This is a genomic window from Caballeronia glathei (genome assembly GCF_000698595.1).
Taxonomy (GTDB): domain Bacteria; phylum Pseudomonadota; class Gammaproteobacteria; order Burkholderiales; family Burkholderiaceae; genus Caballeronia; species Caballeronia glathei.
In genome coordinates this window covers 13472-32537 of sequence record NZ_JFHC01000070.1, presented here as the reverse complement: position 1 = coordinate 32537, position 19066 = coordinate 13472, and the positions used below count along the sequence as shown (strand labels likewise).

Below are 19066 nucleotides of genomic sequence, written 5' to 3'. Positions count from 1 at the left end.
CTTCAGGCGCCCAGCAAAAGCAATTTGATCAGGTAGCTCATTTAAAGGAGTCTCAATATGATGGCGAATGGAAGCATCGACGATCCGTGGGCGAAAACCATCAGCCTGTTGTCGCGCCTTTCGGCGGGAACGAAGGCCGGCGACATCCTGCCGAAGATAGCCCGGGCGCGTCAGGCCGTTGAAGCGGGGCACCGCGACGTTGTGGTCAACCTGATCGACCGGCAGTCTTCGTCCACGGTGACGATCTCGTGGCGCGACCCGACGCGAGGCTGCTACGGCGACCAGGTGTGGTGTGCGTCGCGCGCCCGCATCGCCGGCATCTGCGCGATGAGCGGACACCCGATCTATCCCGGCGATCAGGTGTACCGGCCGCGTGCGTCCCGGCGTGCGCCGCAGAACGCCGCCGCGATGATACTGACGTCGGTCCTAGAACATGCACAAGCCGCCTGACGACAGTCCGTTTTCGCGCGGCTTGCGCAGGCTCATCGTCGTCGTGCTGACCGGTGTCATGGCGGGACTCACCGGTCTCGCCCTGGCGACCCTCCTGCACACGCTTCAGCATCTCGCGTATGGCTATGACCTCGGCACGATATTCAGTGGCGAGAGCTTCCTCGACGGTGTGAGCACCGCGACCCCTGCACGCAGGGTCGCGGTGCTCGCCGTTTGCGGCGTGGTCGCGGGAGCGGGCTGGTGGGCCGTGTATCGCTTCGGCCGTCCGCTTGTCAGTATCGCGAAGGCGGTGCATGGTCCGCAGCCGCGCATGCCGCTCGTCACAACGGTCTGTCATGCGCTGCTGCAGATCGTTACGGTCGCACTCGGTTCGCCGCTCGGGCGCGAAGTCGCACCGCGCGAAATCGCCGCGGCGCTTGCCGGCGCGCTCTCCGAACGTGCCGGCCTTACGCTCGAAGAGACGCGTGTGATGGTCGCGTGCGGCGCGGGCGCCGGCCTCGCCGCGGTGTATAACGTGCCGCTCTCCGGGGCGTGCTTCGTGCTGGAGGGGCTGCTTGCCACGTTCGGCTGGCGCGCGCTGGTTCCGGCCGTCGCGACTTCGGTGATTGCGGCGCTCGTCGCGCGCACGGGTCTCGGCAATCTTCCCCAGTACGCGGTGCCGCATTACGCGGCCACGGCGTCGTTGATGTCATGGGCGGCGCTGGCCGGTCCGGTCTTCGGAGCGGCGGCCTTTGCCTTTGGCAAGCTGACCGCTTCGGCTCGCGCAAAGGCGCCTCGCGACTGGCGACTCGCTGTTCTGTGCATCCTGAACTTCGCTTTCATCGGCTTGCTGGCAGTCCGCTTCCCGCAACTGCTCGGCAACGGCAAGGGACCGGCGCAAGCCGGTTTCGACGGAACGATAGCGGCCGGAATGGCCGCCGTATTGCTCGTCTTGCGCGTGCTGATCACCTGGACGAGCCTGCGCGCGGGCGCAGGAGGCGGCCTTCTTACGCCGGCGCTGTGCAATGGCGCATTGCTCGCGATCGTACTGGGCGCTGCATGGTCGGCATTCTGGCCAGGAACGCCATTGGGCGCGTTCGCGGTCACCGGTGCGGCCGCTTTTCTCGCGACTTCGATGCGCGTGCCGTTGACGGCCGTCCTGCTCGTCTTCGAATTTACTGAGCCGGCGCAGTCGTTTCTGGTACCCGTGATGATTGCCGTCGCCGGATCGGTGGCGGCGTCAGAGGCCATGCGCCGTGCCATGGCCGCGCGTGAGAAATCCCTCTTGCCCGGCGGACAGCGAGACGGCGTGAAGGCTTGAGCCTCGCTCGACGCCGCGACGACCACCGGCTCGTTCCGGGTCATCGTATCCGACCCCCGACCGCGAAAAAAAAGCGCCGCTCATCGAGCGGCGCTTCTTCGACTTCATGCCTGACCGCCTAGCAGCTCGCTTCGGCCAGGAACCACGCGCGGCGTTGCGCTTCGTCGATCCAGTTCTCCAGCAGGCTTGCCGTAGCCACATCGCGATACTGGTCGCACACGTCGTGCGCGTCGAGCATGAACGCCGCGATGCGCAGGTTGTCCGCCTTCAGCTCGGCGAGCATCTGCTCGGCCGTGAGCACTGGCAGTTCATTGTCGGCAAGCCGCTGAAAGCGCACGATGTCGCTGATCGAGCGCAGCGTGGTTCCGCCGATCTTGCGTACGCGCTCGGCGATGTCGTCAGTGATCGCGAAGCTCTGCTGGCCCTGCTCGTCGAGCATCAGGTGATAGTCGCGGAAGTGCGGGCCGGACATGTGCCAGTGAAAGTTCTTCGTCTTCATGTACAGCGCGAATACGTCCGCCAGCAGCGGGTTGAGATGCGCGCAGATGTCACTGACGGCGTCTTCGCTGAAAGGCAGACTGGCTTCGCTGGTCGACGCGTTGATAAAGGCAGTGGCGAACGGCATGGTGACTCCTTGGAGGTGTGGGGCGACAACAAAAGACGGGGGACTGCACTGAGCGGGCTCATGTCAGTTCGTAATGAGCCTCGACGGAAACGGGCGGTGGCACCGGCTGGCCGCACATTTCGAGCAGCGAGCGTTCGATGTGACGGACGATCGAGTCGAGTGCGAGACTGTTCGGCGAGGTGCCGAAAGGCTCGGCGATTTGCGCGGCTATCGCTTCGAGCGCGAGCAGCGTGTACGACAGGAAGACGGATATGAGCGGCGTGACGATGCCGATCGAGTCGATGAGGCCGAACGGCAGCATCAGGCAATAGGTATACACGGTGCGATGGAGCAGCACGGCGTAGGGGAAGGGAATCGGCGTGGAAGCAATCCGCTCGCAACCGCCGACCACGTTCATCAGTTCGTCGAGTTGCCGGTTCCAGGTCCAGGCAACCGTTTGATCGACGGCGCCATCGTGCACGAGACGGGCCAGCCGCTCCCGCAACTCGTGCAGCACCGCGGCGGCCGGATAGTGCAGCTTCGCGCGAGGCAGCAGTTCAGCGGGCGGTTCCGTATGCCGCAGTTGATGCTTGAGAAGAATCGAGAACGCGATCACGCGGCGCACGAACTGAAGCCGGTCGAAGCCGGGATAGGTCTCCGGCACGTGGCTGATGACCGTGGAGACGAGCGAGCGCGAACCGATCAGCGCGCCGCCCCACAGCGCGCGAGCCTCGATGTAGCGCTCGAAGCTCGCGTTGTTGCGAAAGGCAAGAAAGATCGCGAGCGTGAGGCCCGTCAGCGTGAACGGCGTAGTGTTCAGCGGTATCTTCTCGCCGAACAGCGTGCCGTCCGTGACGAGCGCCACGATCGAAACGAGCGACAGGAACACGAGTTGCGGAACGATCGAACGCAGCACCGAGCCGTCCCAGACGAACAGCATGCGAAACCAGTTCTCACGCGAGCGAACGATCATTGCTTACTCCCCCGCGTGGGCACCGCCGATGACTTTGCCGCGGAAGATGTAGTACTGATAGAGGTTGTAGCCGATCATCACCGGAAAGAGCATGCCGATGCCGATGAGCATGAAGACGAGCGTCGTCGAGTCGGACGCGGCCTCGATCACGCCGAGCTTGCCCGGAATGAAGTCGGGATAGAGGCTGATCGCGAGACCCGCGAACGACAGGATGAAGAGCGCCACCGACGCGCGAAACGGCCCGTGCGCGCTGCCCAGATAGAGCGATGCCATGATCAGGGCGAACGCCAGCGCGGCAGCCACACCGAGCGCGATCAGCAGATGCAGCACGCCGGGTTGCGACCAGCGGTCATGGCCCACGCTGCTGAAGAGCCAGGTCGCCGCAGTCAGCAGGACCGCCGCGGCGACCGTCAGCATCGCGCTCAGGAGCGCAAGGCGCCGCGCCCATTGCTCGATGGCGCCGACGGTCTTCTTGACGAGATACGTCGCGCCCAGCAGGGTGTAGCCCGCCACGACGCCGATCGCCGACACGGCGGTGAACGTGGCGCTGAGGTGCCCGGGTGCGAGGCCGGTGATGACCTTGCCGAGCACGACGCCTTGCGACGCCGCCGCGATCAGGCTGCCGATGCCGAACACCTTGTCCCAGAGCGGGCCATGATCGACGCTGTGGCGGAACTCGATGGCCGCGCCGCGCATGATCAGTCCGGCGATCAGTACCATGACCGGCAGATAGAGATCCTGCATCAGCAGCGCGTAGGCGGCGGGAAATGCGCCGAACAGGCCGCCGCCGAGCACCACGAGCCACGTTTCGTTCGCGTCCCACACATGGCCGATCGACTGGACCATGACGTCGCGGTCGCCGCGGCGTCCGCGCAACAGGGTGAGAATTCCGACGCCGAGATCGAAGCCGTCAGTGACGACATAGAAGACGAGCATCAGGCCGAGCAGGCCGAACCAGATCAGGGCGAGCATCGAATGAGTGGAACTGTCCATGAGCGACCTCGCTGTCTAGTAACCGGTGATGGATGAGGCGGCGCGTGCCGCGACGACGGGGGGCGGCGTGACGGTAAGGTCCGGTCCGGCGCGCAGCCAGCGGCGCGCGAGGACGAAGAACGTCGCGAGCAGCACCACATAGAAGGCGAAGAACATGATCATGCTCATCGACACCGACGACGCCGCGACCTTCGACACCGCATCGCTCGTGCGCAGCAGTCCGTAGACGACCCAGGGCTGGCGCCCCACTTCACGCACGATCCAGCCTGCTTCCACCGCGACATACGGCAACGGAATGCACAGTACCCACGCGAGCAGCAGCTTGCGTTGCTGGAGTAGCGCGGCTAGGCTGCCGCGCGCCTTGCGGAGCGCATAGGCGGTCCAGAAGGCGAGCAGCATGAACGCGAAGCCGATGCCGGCCATGACGCGGAATGCGTAATAGAGGAGCGGAATCATCGGCGGCTGGTCGGCGCGCGGAATATCCTTCAGGCCTTTTACCTGGCCATGCAGCGAATGCGTGCCGATGACGCTCAGCAATCCCGGCACTTCGACCGACCAGTCGTTGCGCTGCTCCTTCTGGTTCGGCCATGCGAGCAGCGACCATGCAGCACCCGTGCCCGGCTTGTTGGTGTCCCAGTGCCCTTCGATCGCCGCGCCCTTGGCCGGCTGTGTTTCGAACACGCTGACGCCGCTCGAATCGCCGAGCCAGATCTGCAGCGGCGCCACGAACACCAGCACCGTCAACGCAATCCTGAACGAGCGTGCGAAGAACTCGGGGTGGCGGCGGCGAAAGAGGTTCCATGCGGAGATGCCCGCAATCACGAACATGCCTGTCTCGATCGCGGCGACCCACATGTGCGAGACGCCCCACGCCATGTCCGGGTTGAAGATGGCGGCCACATAGTCGGTCACCACGATCTTGCCGCCGACCACGGCGATGCCCGACGGCGTCTGCATCCATGAGTTCGCGACCATGATCCAGAACGCCGAGATGCTCGACCCGAGCGCGACCATCGCAGTGGCGAACAGGTGCATGCCGCGCGACACGCGCCCCCAGCCGAGCAGCATCACGCCGATGAAGCCCGCTTCGAGCATGAAGGCCATCGCCCCTTCGAAGCCGAGAATGTTGCCGACGAACTGGCCGCTGTACTGCGAGAAGCCGGCCCAGTTGGTGCCGAACTGGAATTCCATCGGAATGCCGCTGACCACGCCGACCGCGAAGTTGAGCACCAGCAGCTTGCTCCAGAAACGCGCGTGCCGGTAGTAGCTCACATCGCCGGTCCTGAGCCAAAGCACTTCGATCAGGAGAAGAAACGCGGAGAGACTGATCGTGAGGATCGGCCACAGGATATGGAAGATCGCGGTCATCGCGAACTGCGCGCGCGACAGGTCGAGTACGAGATCATGCATGGTGGTCCACCTCGTGCTGAATGACGACCGCGCGAGTAGCGGAATCGGGACCCACGGCCGCCGCGCGCCGCACCTTCACGGGCACCGACTTGTACGAAGGCGTGCGGCTTTGCGGATCGAATGCATAGAGCGGCACGAGCGGATTCACTTCGGGGTAGTAGGCGCCGCAGCAGCCGTCGGGCAGCGAGTACTCGATCACCTTGAAGCTGCGAACGATGCGCTCGATGCCGTCGGTTGCGAGCGCGACGATATCGACGCGCTCGCCCGGATGCAGGTTGCGCTTTTTCAGCTCGCGCGGATTCATGAACAGCACGTCGCGCTGGCCGAACACGCCGCGATAGCGGTCGGAGTGAGAATAGAGGGTGGTGTTGTACTGATCGTGGCTGCGCATCGTGGTGAGCCACAATGCGTCAGGATCGTCGTGATACGGGTTTTCTTCGAGCCCCTTGAACACGAGGAAATTCGCGCGCCCCGTGGGCGTCGCCCAGATGCGCTCACGCGCCGTCGATGCGAGATGAAAGCCGCCCGGCACTCGAATGCGTTCGTTGTAGGCCTGAAACATCGGGAAGACGGTTTCGATCGCATCGCGAATGCGGTCGTAGTTTGCGACGAGGTGCTCCCAGGGCACGCGCGATGCCTCGCCCAGCGTCGCGCGCGCAATGCCCGCGACGATCGCCGGTTCGCTGCGCAGATACGGCGACGCGGGCTCGTTGCGCCCTGCGGACGCATGCACCATCGACATCGAATCCTCGACGGTGATGGACTGCGGGCCTTCGGCCTGAATGTCGATTTCGGTGCGGCCGAGGCACGGCAGGATCAGCGCGTCCCTGCCGTGCACGAGGTGGCTGCGGTTGAGCTTCGTGGCGATGTGCACGGTGAGATCGAGCTTGCGGATCGCCGCCTGCACGCGCACCCAGTCGGGTATCGCCGCAGCGAAATTGCCGCCGAGCGCGATGAAGACCTTCGCGTCCCCGCGCATCATCGATTCGATCGTCGCGATCACGTCGTGACCGTGGCCCGACGGCGGCGTGAAGCCGAATGCGCGCTCGATGCCTTCGATCAGTTGCGGCGACGTCTTCTCCGTGATGCCCACCGTGCGGTTGCCCTGCACGTTCGAGTGACCGCGCACCGGACAGATGCCCGCGCCTTCCCGGCCGATATTGCCGCGCAGCAGCGCGAGGTTGGCGATCTGCTGCACGTTCTCCGTGCCGCGATGATGCTGCGTGAGCCCCATGCCGTACACGAGGATCGCGTTCTTCGCGTTCATGTAGATCTGCGCGGCGTTCGTGATGTCGTCGCGTGACAGACCCGATTGATGCACGATCGCGTCCCAGGTCGTTGCGCGCAGATCGGCGAGCAGTGCGTCGATGCCGTGCGTGTGGCCCTCGATGAACTCGATGTCGAGCACGCGCGGCAGGTCGGCGGCAAGCGCCGCGTCGTCGGCTTCGACGATCGCCTTCATCATGCCCTTGATGGCCGCAACGTCACCGCCCACATGCACCTGATAGAGAAACGTGCTGATCGGCGTGAAGCCGAGCGTCGCCATTTCGACCGGGTCTTGCGGCGACGCGAAGCGCTCCAGCGCACGCTCGCGAAACGGATTGAACGAGACGATCTTCGCGCCGCGCCGCGACGCCGAATGCAGGTCGCTCATCATCCGCGGGCTGTTGGTGCCGGGGTTCTGCCCGAAGATGAAGATCGCGTCCGCGTGCTCGAAGTCTTCGAGCAGCACGGTCCCCTTGCCGACGCCGATCGACTGCGGCAGGCCGACGCTCGTCGCTTCGTGGCACATGTTCGAGCAGTCGGGGAAGTTGTTCGTGCCGAACTCGCGCACGAAGACCTGATAAAGGAACGCGGCCTCGTTGGATGCGCGGCCGGACGTATAGAAATCGGCCTGATCGGGATGATCGAGCGCGTTCAGGTGCTTCGCGATCAGCGCGAACGCGTCGTCCCATTCGATCGGCAGGTAGCGGTCGGATGCCGCGTCATACGCCATCGGATGCGTGAGGCGTCCAGCCATTTCTAGATCGTAGTCGTCCCACGCGGTGAGTTCCGACACGCTGTGCGCGGCGAAGAACTCCGGCGTGCAGCGCTTGGCCGTCGCTTCCCATGCCACGGCTTTCGCGCCGTTTTCGCAGAACTCGAACGACGACGTATGCTTGGGATCGGGCCACGCGCAGCCCGGACAGTCGAAGCCTTGCGGCTGATTCATCTGCAACAGCGTCTTGGCGCCCGAAACGGCCACGCCCTGGATCGCGAGCGCTTCGCCCGTTGCCTTCAGCGCGCCCCAGCCGCCGGCCGGTTCGCTGTAGATGCGGATTAGCTTCTTTCTCTTGCCCATATCGATTTCCTTTAAGCTCGTCGCGAGCCGTTGGACGCCATGATCGGCGTACGAAGCGTTCTGCTCTTGCAAAAACGCATGCGGGTTTCGAATCTGCACGCGCGCCCGGCGTGCGCAGGTGTTGTCTGCTGGTTTGCGGACGCTCGTTCGCGCTTACGTGCGGCTGCCGCCCGACATGCTCTGGAATACGCCGTCGCGGCGGATCCACGCATGCACGAGCGCGGCGGCGAGATGCACGAGAATCAGCAGGAAGAACGCATAGGCAAAGAGGCCGTGCAGGCGCCGCAACTGGCCGTAGACGATGATGTTGTGCGGCAGGATCGGATACAGGTCGAAGCCTTTCCACATCACGACCGGATAGCCGCCCGCGGACTGCATGGCCCAGCCGATCAGCGGCATCGCGATCATCAGCCCGTAGAGCACGTAATGCGATGCCCTGGCCGCGGCGGCCTGCATGGCCGGAACGTCGGCGGGCAGCGGCGGCGGGCGATGCGTGACACGCACGCCGAGACGGATCACCGCGAGGATCAGGATGGCGATGCCGATCGGCCGGTGCCACGCGAGCAGTTCCGGATAGCGATCGTTGACTGTCGACACCATGCCGGCGCCGATGAACAGCATCGCGAGGATCAGCGCGGCCATGAGCCAGTGCAGGATGCGTGCGGGCAGGACAAAGCGGTCGGTGGGGCCGTTCATTTCACTTCTCCCTTGTGTTGCAGTTCGAGCGTGATCGCATCCGGGCGCGGGCCTTCGGCCGCGCGTCGCTGGAAGGAGACGGAGTAGGCGGCAGAGCGTGCGGACAGCAACGGATCGTCCGAAGGCGCGACTCCTTCCGGCAGGATCAGCGGGTCGTAGTTGAAGTCGCGGCAATGGCCGTCTTCCTCTGTGGCGATCTTGTCGAACACGAGCGTGCCGGCGTCGATGCGCTGGTGATCCGGGCCCCAGGCGATCGTCGCGTTATCGGTGCGGTCGCCGGGATTGGCCGGCACGAGAATCATGTGCCACTTGACGGGGCCTTCGTGAATGCGCTGCAGGAGATCGTCGAAGAGAAAGTTCGGCGGCAGCGTGTCCGCATTGCCTTTCGCGAGCGCCGTGAACGGCTGCTCGGGCTCGAACTGCCAGCGCACGAAGCGCGTCACGCCATGAGCGTCGGTGAAGCGGAACGCGTTGATGCTGTAGTACGTGCCGTTCGCGAAGCTCGATGGCATCGGCGTCTTGCCGAGGTAGTCGAAGAAGCGCTGCGTCTCGGGGTGCGTCGAGAGAAACGCCTTCATCTTTGCGGGATCGGGCTTCATCGTGGCCGGGTCGGGCGTCGAGGCGGTCTCCAGCGCGATGAAGTCGGATGCGTTCGACACCACGAAGACGGGCGTCTGGTCGAGCGCCATGCGCCATTCGCGGCCGCCGGGCAACTGGAAGCGCATGCCGAGTCCGTGGAAGATCTGACCGGCGTCGGCACCGGTCGGCACGCTGCCGCCCGTATTGAAGCGGCCGATCACGGGAAACGATCCCGTGGTGAACAGCGCGGCAGTCGATAGCGCGCTGCCCGCACCGTTCGAATCGAAGTGGCCGCCTACGCAGATGCCCTTGGTATGGGCGCGGCGAAAGCCGGGGAAGATCTTGCCCGTGTTGCTTTGCAGCGCGTCGACCATGACGGAGCCGCTGATGCGCGCCGGCGTGAGCCATCCGCCCGTCCACGCGAACAGGAGGGCGAGCACGACGACGACGAGCGCGATCGCTGCGAGCGCGGGGAGCGGGTTGCGCGACGGACTGGGAGATGGCATCGAATGACCTCCGTGAGGGCGATTGCGGGGAGCAATAAGGCGGCCGGCAGGACACCTCAGCGGGGCGCGTCCGGATGCCGTACGGGTTTTTACCAAGTATGCTGGGATGCATTTCGCTGCTTGTTTGCGATAGCACGGCGAGTTTCGTATTCACACGGCGCGGTCGTGGAAACATCGATGCGGTCGCCACGCGCGGACACGGCGAACGTGGTTCTGCGAGCACCCGAACGGTGCAATCGAAGCAGGCGCCGATCGCGCGCTCGTCATTTGCTCGCCAACATGACGAAACCGTAATCAGCGCGACGGAATGCGGTAAAGGCGCGCCGCTAGGATCGGGAGGTCGTTCGAACCATCAACCCCGCCGGCGCCGCTGCAATGAACAAGCGTTGCGACCCGCCGGCAAGATCCGCGCGAGGTCGCTCAATTGCTCCGACGCCACCGCCTTTCCGAAGCCGTGTTCATCAATGTCGCGCTGCTGCTCGCAGGCGCGATCGTCGCCGCGCTGTACGCCTGGTCGGGCCTGTACGATGTGTCGGCCGCATCCGGGCATAACCCGGTGGTTGCCTGGGCATTGCACGCCACCTACGAGCAGTCGCTTCACAGGCACGCGAAGGACATTCACGTGCCGCCGGACCTGATGAGCGCCGAGAACGTGCGCGCTGGCGCGCGGCTGTACAGCGAGACATGCGCGGTGTGCCACGGAACGCCGGGCAAGGCGCTCAGCCCGATCGGGCAGGGCATACTGCCCATGGCGCCGACGCTGCTCGCGGCGACGCGCCGCAACAATCCGCAACTGATGTACTGGGTCATCAGGAACGGCGTGAAGATGACCGCCATGCCGGCCTTCGGCAAGACGCAGTCGGACCAGGCGATCTGGCAGGCGGCCGCGTTTCTTTTCGACGCGCGCGGCATCACGCCCGAGCGCTATGCCGCGCTCACCAGTGGCGGCGCGGGACATCAGGCGGCGCCGAAAGCAGCCCAGTAGGGCGCGGCATGGCGTCATGCCGTGCCGTTCATCGGTCTGACGAATCGGTTACGCCCCGGTTCGCGGCCAACGGTAAGATTGAGTTTCCGCAAGCAAAGAGGAGCAGCGGCAATGCGCATCCTGGTGATCGAGGACGAACTGAAGACGAGTGCCTACCTGAAGAAGGGGCTGGAAGAATCGGGGTATCTCGTCGATGTCGCCACTGACGGCGGCAGCGGCCTCGTGCTCGCTCAGGAAGAAGACTACGAAGTGATCGTGCTCGATGTCATGCTGCCGGGCATGGACGGCTGGGCGGTGGTGAAGGCGTTGCGCGCGACCAAGACGACGCCCGTGCTGTTCCTGACCGCACGCGACGACGTGACCGACCGCGTGCACGGCCTCGAACTCGGCGGCGACGACTATCTCGTCAAGCCGTTCGCGTTCGTCGAACTGCTGGCACGCGTGCGCACGCTGGCACGGCGCGGACCGCCGAGGGAAAGCACGGTGATCACCGTCGGCGACCTCGAAATGGACATCAACCGGCGGCGCGTGCGGCGCGGCACGACGCGCATCGACCTCACCCCGCGCGAGTTCGCGCTGCTGCAACTGCTTGCGCGCCGGCACGGCGAAGTCCTGAGCCGCACGCAAATCGCGTCGTATGTGTGGGACATGAATTTCGACAGCGACACGAACGTCGTCGAGGTCGCGATTCGCCGCCTGCGTGCGAAAGTCGACGACGCGTTTCCGGTCAAGCTGATCCACACGGTGCGCGGCGTCGGCTACGTGCTCGAACCGAAGGCGACGGGCTGATGCCGCGCCGCTCGCTCACCGCGACGCTCGCGCTCGCGTTCGCAGGCACGACCCTCACCGTGTTCGTGCTGGTGGGGAGCTTTCTCTACATCGCGCTCGATCATCAGGTCAAGATTCAGGACGATCTCGACATCGTGCTGGCCGCGCGCCATACGCGGCGGCTCACGCAGGAGCTCGACGCGCTCAGCGCCGTGCACGAGCACGAGGACCGCCTGACGAGCCTCGTGCTCGGCAACGAAGCGCTGTCGATGCAGATGACGGACCCCGCGGGCCACGTGCTGATCGAGCACAACACGGCGAATACGGCCGCGGCGCCCGGCACGGAGACGCCGCCCGGCAAGCGCGTAGCGGCGTCGGCGCGCATCACCGACGAGGCGATCGTGGAGTGGCGCGCGAAAAGCGGCGCGCCGGTCCGCGCTGTCTCGGCGGACGCCATGCTGCGCGATGGCACGGTTACGCAGATCCTCATCGCGCGCAACATGAGCGACCGCTGGCGGCTTCTCGACCGCTATCGCGACAAGCTCTACATCGCGGGCGCGGCCGGTGCGGCGCTCGCATTTCTGCTGAGCTATCTGCTGATACGCGCGTCTCTGCGGCCGCTGCGCGAGGTTGCCGCGAGCGCTGCCCGCGTGACCGTCGACCGGCTCGACACGCGCATCGCCGTCGCCCGGCTGCCGCTCGAGCTCGATACACTCGTCGCGTCGCTCAACGCGATGCTCGAGCGCATCGACAGCGGATTTCGCCGCCTCTCGCAGTTCACCGCCGATCTTGCCCACGACATGCGCACGCCACTCAGCAACATGCGCGGCGCCACGGAGGTCGCGCTCGCGCGGCCCCGTTCGGCCGACGACTATCAGGCGCTGCTCGAGTCGAATCTGGAGGAATGCGACCGCCTGTCGCGCATGATCGAAAACGTGCTGTTTCTCGCACGCGCGGAGCATCCGCAGTTCATGAAGAACACGCGCGAATTCGACGTCGGCGAGGAACTGGGGCGCATTGCGGAATACTTCGAAGGCCTCGCGGAAGACGCGGGCGCGATCGTGCGCGTGGACGGAGGCGGGCGCCTGAAGGCTGACGTCGAGCTTTTCAGGCGCGCCGTCAGCAACCTGCTGGCCAACGCGCTGCGCTACACGCCGCGCGGCGGCAGCATCGTGCTTCGCGCGCATGAGGAAGCGCACAGCCTGCGCGTGATCGTGGAGAACGAAGGCAGCCCGATCGACGCCGCGCATCTCGAACGCATCTTCGACCGCTTCTACCGCATCGACCCGTCGCGCACGAACCAGCCTAAGGCGGGCAACCCCGGCGGCGCGGCGGGCCTCGGCCTCGCCATCGTGCGCACGATCATGGAACTGCATGGCGGCACGGTACACGCCGAAAGCGACACCGTCAGCACGCGCTTCATCCTGACGTTCCCGCGCGGCTGAATCATTGCGTGGCGGCGACCGACATGTCGCCGTTCCATCCACCGCCCAGCGCCTTCAGCAACAGCACGCTCGCGTCCATGCGGCGTGCCGCGATCTGGTCGGCGGTGCGCTGGTTGGTGAGCGCGATGGTCTGTGCGGTGACCACGTCCAGATAGCTGACCGCGCCCGCGTTGAACCGGTTCGTCGTGAGCTTGAGCGACAGGTTCGCCGCCGACGTGGCGCGATCCTGGCTGGCGGCTTCTTCGGCAAGGGAATTGAGCGCGGACAGGTTGTCCTCCACTTGCTGAAACGCGACGAGCACCGTTTGCCGGTAGTCGGCGACGAAGCCGTCGTACTGCGCATTCGCGCCCCGCAGGGTCGCGCTGCGGCGGCCGCCGTCGAACAGCGTGCCGACGAGTTGCGGCCCGATGGACCAGAAGAGGCTCGGCGCCGTGAGCCACGGTGCGAAGAACGAGCTTTCGAGGCCCGCGGTCGCGGAAAGCACGAGGTCCGGGAAGAACGCGGCGTGCGCTTCGCCGATCTGCGCATTGCCCGCCGCGACGCGCCGCTCGGCGGCGGCGATGTCCGGGCGCCGCTCGAGCAGTTGCGAGGGCAGCCCCGCGGGAATGGCCGGCACCGCGAACGACTCGACCTTCGGCGGCAGCGTGAAGGTGGATGCGGGCTCGCCGGTCAGCGTGGCGATGGCGTGCTGCAACTGCGCGCGCTGCACGTCGATGTCGGTGTCCTGCGCACGCGTGGTTTCGAGCTGGGTCTCGGCCTGAGCGACGGCGGACGCGTCGATGGCGCCGTCGTGCAGCTGTTGCTGGAGCACGCGCAATGCGGCGCCGTAGGCGGTCACGGTGTCGTCGAGCAGCTTTTTCTGCGTATCGAGCGAGCGCAGGTCGAAGTAATCGACAGCGAGATCCGCCGTCACCGAGAGGCGCACCGCTTCGAGGTCCGCGGCGCTCGCTTCCGTGCTGGCGCTGGCGCCCGCAACGGCGTCGCGCACGCGGCCGAACAGGTCCGGTTCCCAGCTTGCCGCGATGCCGGTCGAATAGTCCGGCACGGTCTTGCCCGCGAGCGAGTGGCCGACGATGTTCTGCGACGTGCGAAAGCGGCTTTGTGCGACGCCTGCCGTCACGGTCGGAAAGAAGCCGGCGCGCTGATAGTCGACCATCGCCCGGGCCTGCTGCAACTGCGCGACCGCTTTCTTCACGGTCTGGTTCGACACGTCGATACGCGCTTCGAGGCGGTTCAGGTCGGCGTCGTTGTAGACGGTCCACCAGGGGCCGCGCGGCGCGCCGTCGGCCGGAGCGGCCGTGGTCCATCCGTTCGCGCCCGCGTCCGATGCCGCGCTCGCCGTGCCGGCAAAGTGCGCGGGCACCGCGACCGCCGGCGGCGCATAGGGCGGCAGCGTCGAGCAGGCTGCGAGAGCGCTGGCGGCGCACAGCGCGAGCGCCGTGCGCGCAAAGGGAAGGGGGGTGCGGGTTCGCTGCATCGTCGGTTCCTTTGGGAGGCGCATCAGCCGTGCGTGGCGGGCGCAGGCGGTGCAATCTGCACGAGTTCGCCCGCGGTAATCGCATCGCCGGGGTTGTCGATCACGCGATCCGTTGCGGCAAGGCCCGTCGTGATCTCCACGTGCGTGCCGAAGTCCCGGCCGATATGCACGGTCTTCAGCGCAGTCTTGCCATCGCTTCCGGCGACGGCCACCGTCACGCCGTCCGGGCGAAACAGCAGCGCGCTGACCGGCAGGTCGAGTGCGGGCGCCGCGGTTTTCAGCAGCAGGTGCACTTGCGCGTACGCACCGGGCATCAGCGCACCCGCGCGATTGTCCACGTCCACTTCCACGCGCAGCGTGCGGCTGACGGGATCGATCGCACCGGCGGTGCGCGCCACCGTCGCGGCAAACTGCCGGCCCGGATACTGCTGCACGGTGAGGTAGACCGCGGTATCCGGCACGACATCCTGCGCATCGTTTTGCGGCACGTCGACGAACACGCGCAGCTTGTCCGTCTGCTCGACATGAAAGAGCTCGCCCGACATCGCGGACGCGCCGGGCGTGCCGCCCGCCGTCACGAGCGCCCCCACATCGACGTTGCGCGCGGTCACGACGCCATCGAACGGAGCGGTCACCTTCTCGAACGACACCAGTTCCGCAAGACGCGCGACGTTTGCCTGCGCAGAGGCCAGCATTGCCTGCTTGGCCTGCATGTCGCTGACCTTGGTGTCCGTGTCCTGCTGCGAGACGGACTGCGTCGTCAGCATCTCCTGCCAGCGCTGCGCGGTGCCCTTCGCATAGGTGTAGTTGGCCTGTGCCGTCTGCTGGTCGGCACGCGCCTGACGCAATTGCGCATCGAGATCCGGTGCATCGATCTCGGCAAGCGTCGCGCCCGCCTTCACGTGCGCGCCGATGTCGGCGTACCAGTGTGAAAGGTATCCGCTCGTTCTCGCGTAGATGGACGCCTCGGCGAACGGCATCACGGCGCCGGGGAGGTTCAGTTCCTGTTCGGCGGGCGCGGGACGCGGCGCGACGACCGACACGGTCAGTGCCCGCTGCGCCGCGGCTTGCCGGTCGAGCGCGCGGCTCGCGTGCAGCCGGGGGACGATCCCGGCAACCAGCAGCGCGGCCGCGAGTGCCGCAAGTGCGAGCGGTCCGGCGAGCCGCTTCTTGCGCGTAAGGGTCGTGCGCGCTGTGGCAGACGCGTTCGAATCGTCTGTTGCCGGCGCGCTGGCGCGATCGGATGAATCGTTCATGGCGGACTGTGTCGACGGGTTCATTGGGAAGACGCGGGCGTGTGCGAATCGAGCGCATCGCGGGAGTCATGCGGCTTGCGCCGGGCGGCAAGCCACGCGTGCACCATGCCGAACACGACCGGCACGAAGAGCAGCGTGGAGACCGTGCCGATCGCGAGACCGCCGATCACGGCGCGCCCGAGCGGGGCGTTCTGCTCGCCGCCGTCGCCCAGGCCGAGCGCCATCGGCAGCATGCCGATCAGCATGGCGAGCGCGGTCATCATGACGGGGCGGAAACGGTTGAAGCCCGCATCCGCCGCGGCCGCGAAGGGCGCGGCGCCCGCCTGCAGCGACTCGCGCGCGGTATTGATGACGAGAATGCTGTTCGCGGTCGCGATGCCGATGCACAGGATCGTGCCGGTCAGGGCGGGCACGCTGAGCGTCGTGTGCGTGGCGAAGAGCATCCAAGCGATGCCCGCGAGGGAGGCGGGCAGGCCGCTGATGATGATGAGCGGATCGAGCCACGACTGGAAATTGACCACCATCAGCAGATAGACGAGCGCGACGGCGAACACCAGTCCGGTGGCGAGGCCGCTGAACGATGCGTTCATCGACTGCACCTGGCCGCGCATCACGATCGACGAGCCGGGAGGAAGCTGCGCGCGGGCGTCGTCGACGAGCTTTTGCACGTCGCTGGCGACGCCGCCCAGGTCGCGATCCTGCGCCGACGCGAAGATGTCCAGTACCGGCTGCACGTTGTAGTGCGAGACCACCGCCTGCTGCGTGCCGCGCGACATCGTGCCGAGCGAGCCGAGTTCGTTCTGCGGGCCGGAAGCCGACGCCTGCGAAGGCGTGGTCAGCGGCACGTTGGCGAGCGCCTGCAGCGAGTTCACGTCGTACTGGGGCATCTCCGCCATCAGCGGATAACTGACGCCGTTCTTCGGATCGAGCCAGAAATTCGGCGACGTCTGCGAACTGCCCGACAGCGCGATCAGCAGGTTCTGCGCGACTTCGCGCTGCTGCAGCCCGGCCTGAAGCGCCTTCGTGCGGTCCACGTCCACGTTGATCGCGGGTTCGTCGCCGGGTTGCTGGATGCGCGCGTCCACGAGTCCCCGCACGCCGCGCAGCTTCGCGAGCAGCGCATTCGCGACGACGCGGTTCTGCGCGAGCTTGTTGCCCACGATCTGGATGTCGATCGGCGCGGGCAGCCCGAAGTTGAGAATCTGGCTCACGATGTCCGCCGGGAGAAACGCGAAGGTCACGCCGGGGAAAGCGTGTGTGAGCGTGTTGCGCAAGGTCGCGACGTAGTCCGCGGTCGGGCGATGTCCCGCCTTCAGCGTGATCATGATGTCCGCGTCTTCGGAGCCGATCGGGCTCGACGAGTCGTAGGTGAGATTGATGCCGCTCACCGGTACGCCGATGTTGTCGAGGATCGCCGCCTGCTCGGCCCTTGGAATGACGGTGCGGATCTTCGCTTCGACTTCATCCGTGATGCGCGCGGTCTGCTCGATCCGGGTGCCTGTCGGCGCGCGCAGGTGCAGGCGGATTTCGCCCGTGTCCACGGCGGGAAAGAAGTCGCGTCCGGTGAACGGCACGAGCGCGAGCGAGCCCAGGCAGAGGAGGAGGAACAGCGGCAGAAAGCGCCGGCGATTTGCGATCGCACGTTCGAGCGTCACGCGATAGTGCCCGCGAAGCTGCTCGAAGCGCCGCTCGAACGCGGCCTGAAAGCGTGCGATGCGTGCGAAGGCGCCATGCGTTGCGCGTTCCTTCGACGGCTCGCGCATCAGGTACATCGCGAGCGTCGGAACGAGCGTGCGCGAGAAGAAGTACGACGCGCACATCGCGAACACGACGGCCTCCGCGAGCGGCACGAACAGATACCGCGCGACGCCCGAGAGCAGGAACATCGGCACGAAAACGATGCAGATCGACAGCGTGGAGACGAACGTCGGAACGGCGATCTCGCCGGAGCCGTTGAGGATGGCGTCGTGCAGCGGCTCGCCGTTCTCAAGGTGATGCGTGATGTTCTCGATCGCGACGGTCGCGTCGTCGACGAGAATGCCCACCGCGAGCGCAAGGCCCCCGAGCGTCATGATGTTGATCGTCTGCCCGAGTGCCGAGAGCGCCACGAGGGACGTCAGCACGGCGAGCGGAATCGACACCGCGATGATCAAAGTCGCGCGCCAGCTGCCGAGAAAGAGCAGGATCATCAGCGCCGTGAGGCACGCCGCGATCAGCGCCTCGCGCACGACACCCGAGATGGCGGACTTGACGAACACAGACTGGTCGGAAAGTGCCGTGATGTGCAGCGCCTTCGGCAGCCCGGCTGCGATGTGCGGCAGCAGCCCCTTGACCTGATCGATGATGGTGAGCGTGGACGTGCTGCCCGTCTTCTCGACCTGAAGGAGCGCAGCGCGCTTGCCGTCGCTGCGCACGATGTTGGTTTGCGGCGCGTAGCCGTCGCGAACATGCGCGACGTCGCGCACATAGACCACGCCGTCCTTGACCGTCTTGATCGGCAGATCGTTCAGCGCCGCGACGCTCGCCGTGCTGCCGTTCATCTGCACGTTGTATTCGCGTGCGCCGATCTTCGCCGTGCCGCCGGGCAGGATGAGATTCTGCGCGTTGACGGCGTTGACGACGTCGATGGGCGCGAGCCCCTTTGCCTGCAAGGCGCGCGGATCGATATCGACCATGATCTGGCGGATCTTGCCGCCGAACGGCAGCGGTACCGCCGCGCCTTGCACCGTCGCGAGCTGTGTGCGGATGAAACTGTTGCCGAGGTCGTAGAGTTGCTGTTCGGGGAGCGTGTCGCTGGAGAGGCCGAGTTGCAGGATCGGCACCGTGGACGCGCTGTAGGTGATGATGTTCGGCGGCAGCGTGCCGGGCGGCAGGATGCGCAGGATCGACGCGGAATTGGCCGCGGCCTCGGCGATGGCGCGATTGATGTCCGCGCCCGGATGGAAGAACACCTTGACCACGGATACGCCGTTGAGCGACTGCGACTCGATGTGCTCGATGTCATCGACGTCCGAGGTCAGCGCGCGCTCGTAGTTCGACGTGATGCGCTGCGCCATGTCTTCGGCGGAAAAGCCGTTGAACGACCACACGATGCTCACGACCGGAATATCGATGTTCGGGAAGATATCGGTGGGCGTGCGCAGGATCGCCAGCGGCCCGCCGATAAAGAGCAGGATCGCGAGAACGATGAACGTATACGGCCGCCGCAGAGCGAGCCTGACTATCCACATGACAAGTTCCTGGGGATGCGGGGAGGAATGCCGAAGCGGCGCGCGAATTCACG

The 19066-nt window shown here is 66.0% G+C and carries 15 protein-coding genes; 5 read left to right on the top strand and 10 right to left on the bottom strand.

Annotated elements, in window-relative coordinates; translation table 11 throughout:
• Positions 1-57 precede the first annotated feature (57 nt).
• Positions 58-450 (top strand): DUF3331 domain-containing protein, encoded by a 393-nt coding sequence (locus BG61_RS31005; RefSeq protein ID WP_035934688.1) that lies wholly within the window; start codon positions 58-60, stop codon positions 448-450.
• Positions 434-1750, top strand: coding sequence for a chloride channel protein (locus tag BG61_RS31000; protein WP_051672906.1), 1317 nt, complete (start codon positions 434-436; stop codon positions 1748-1750). The genes BG61_RS31005 and BG61_RS31000 overlap by 17 nt, the downstream gene beginning before the upstream one ends.
• A 118-nt stretch (positions 1751-1868) precedes the next feature.
• On the opposite strand, the gene BG61_RS30995 is transcribed toward BG61_RS31000, so the two are convergent.
• From BG61_RS30995 to BG61_RS30965, 7 genes are all read right to left on the bottom strand, one after another.
• Positions 1869-2375: a Dps family protein gene (locus BG61_RS30995; RefSeq protein WP_035934686.1), complete on the bottom strand. Its 507-nt coding sequence runs from the start codon at positions 2373-2375 to the stop codon at positions 1869-1871.
• Positions 2376-2433: 58 nt separating this feature from the next.
• Positions 2434-3327, bottom strand: coding sequence for a bestrophin family protein (locus tag BG61_RS30990; RefSeq protein WP_035934685.1), 894 nt, complete (start codon positions 3325-3327; stop codon positions 2434-2436).
• Between the two features lie 3 nt (positions 3328-3330).
• Positions 3331-4320: a cytochrome d ubiquinol oxidase subunit II gene (locus tag BG61_RS30985; protein WP_035934684.1), complete on the bottom strand. Its 990-nt coding sequence runs from the start codon at positions 4318-4320 to the stop codon at positions 3331-3333.
• A gap of 15 nt (positions 4321-4335) precedes the next feature.
• The gene (locus BG61_RS30980; RefSeq protein WP_035934683.1) at positions 4336-5730 is read right to left on the bottom strand and encodes a cytochrome ubiquinol oxidase subunit I; all 1395 of its coding nucleotides are present in this window, start codon (positions 5728-5730) and stop codon (positions 4336-4338) included.
• The gene (locus BG61_RS30975; RefSeq protein ID WP_035934809.1) at positions 5723-8071 is read right to left on the bottom strand and encodes an FdhF/YdeP family oxidoreductase; all 2349 of its coding nucleotides are present in this window, start codon (positions 8069-8071) and stop codon (positions 5723-5725) included. The genes BG61_RS30980 and BG61_RS30975 overlap by 8 nt, the downstream gene beginning before the upstream one ends.
• 153 nt (positions 8072-8224) lie before the next feature.
• Complete coding sequence (locus BG61_RS30970; RefSeq protein WP_035934682.1) at positions 8225-8767, bottom strand: cytochrome b; 543 nt, start codon at positions 8765-8767, stop codon at positions 8225-8227.
• Positions 8764-9852, bottom strand: a complete 1089-nt coding sequence (locus tag BG61_RS30965) for a catalase family peroxidase (RefSeq protein ID WP_035934681.1) — start codon at positions 9850-9852, stop codon at positions 8764-8766. Before BG61_RS30965 ends, BG61_RS30970 begins: the two co-directional genes overlap by 4 nt.
• A 424-nt stretch (positions 9853-10276) precedes the next feature.
• Between BG61_RS30965 and BG61_RS30960 the strand changes: the two genes are divergently transcribed.
• From BG61_RS30960 to BG61_RS30950, 3 genes are all read left to right on the top strand, one after another.
• Positions 10277-10837 (top strand): c-type cytochrome, encoded by a 561-nt coding sequence (locus BG61_RS30960; RefSeq protein ID WP_051672905.1) that lies wholly within the window; start codon positions 10277-10279, stop codon positions 10835-10837.
• 111 nt (positions 10838-10948) lie between these two features.
• Positions 10949-11626, top strand: a complete 678-nt coding sequence (locus BG61_RS30955; RefSeq protein ID WP_035934678.1) for a heavy metal response regulator transcription factor — start codon at positions 10949-10951, stop codon at positions 11624-11626.
• The gene (locus BG61_RS30950; RefSeq protein ID WP_035934677.1) at positions 11626-13050 is read left to right on the top strand and encodes a heavy metal sensor histidine kinase; all 1425 of its coding nucleotides are present in this window, start codon (positions 11626-11628) and stop codon (positions 13048-13050) included. Before BG61_RS30955 ends, BG61_RS30950 begins: the two co-directional genes overlap by 1 nt.
• A gap of 1 nt (position 13051) precedes the next feature.
• Here BG61_RS30950 and BG61_RS30945 read toward each other — a convergent pair whose 3' ends face one another.
• Genes BG61_RS30945 through BG61_RS30935 form a run of 3 tightly spaced genes read right to left on the bottom strand, consistent with a single transcriptional unit; the run spans position 13052 to position 19013 of the window.
• Entirely contained in the window at positions 13052-14527 is a 1476-nt protein-coding gene (locus BG61_RS30945) for an efflux transporter outer membrane subunit (RefSeq protein WP_035934808.1), read from the bottom strand.
• Between the two features lie 23 nt (positions 14528-14550).
• Positions 14551-15783, bottom strand: coding sequence for an efflux RND transporter periplasmic adaptor subunit (locus BG61_RS30940; RefSeq protein ID WP_051672903.1), 1233 nt, complete (start codon positions 15781-15783; stop codon positions 14551-14553).
• A 20-nt stretch (positions 15784-15803) separates the two neighbouring features.
• Entirely contained in the window at positions 15804-19013 is a 3210-nt protein-coding gene (locus BG61_RS30935; RefSeq protein WP_035934676.1) for an efflux RND transporter permease subunit, read from the bottom strand.
• Positions 19014-19066: the final 53 nt, after the last annotated feature.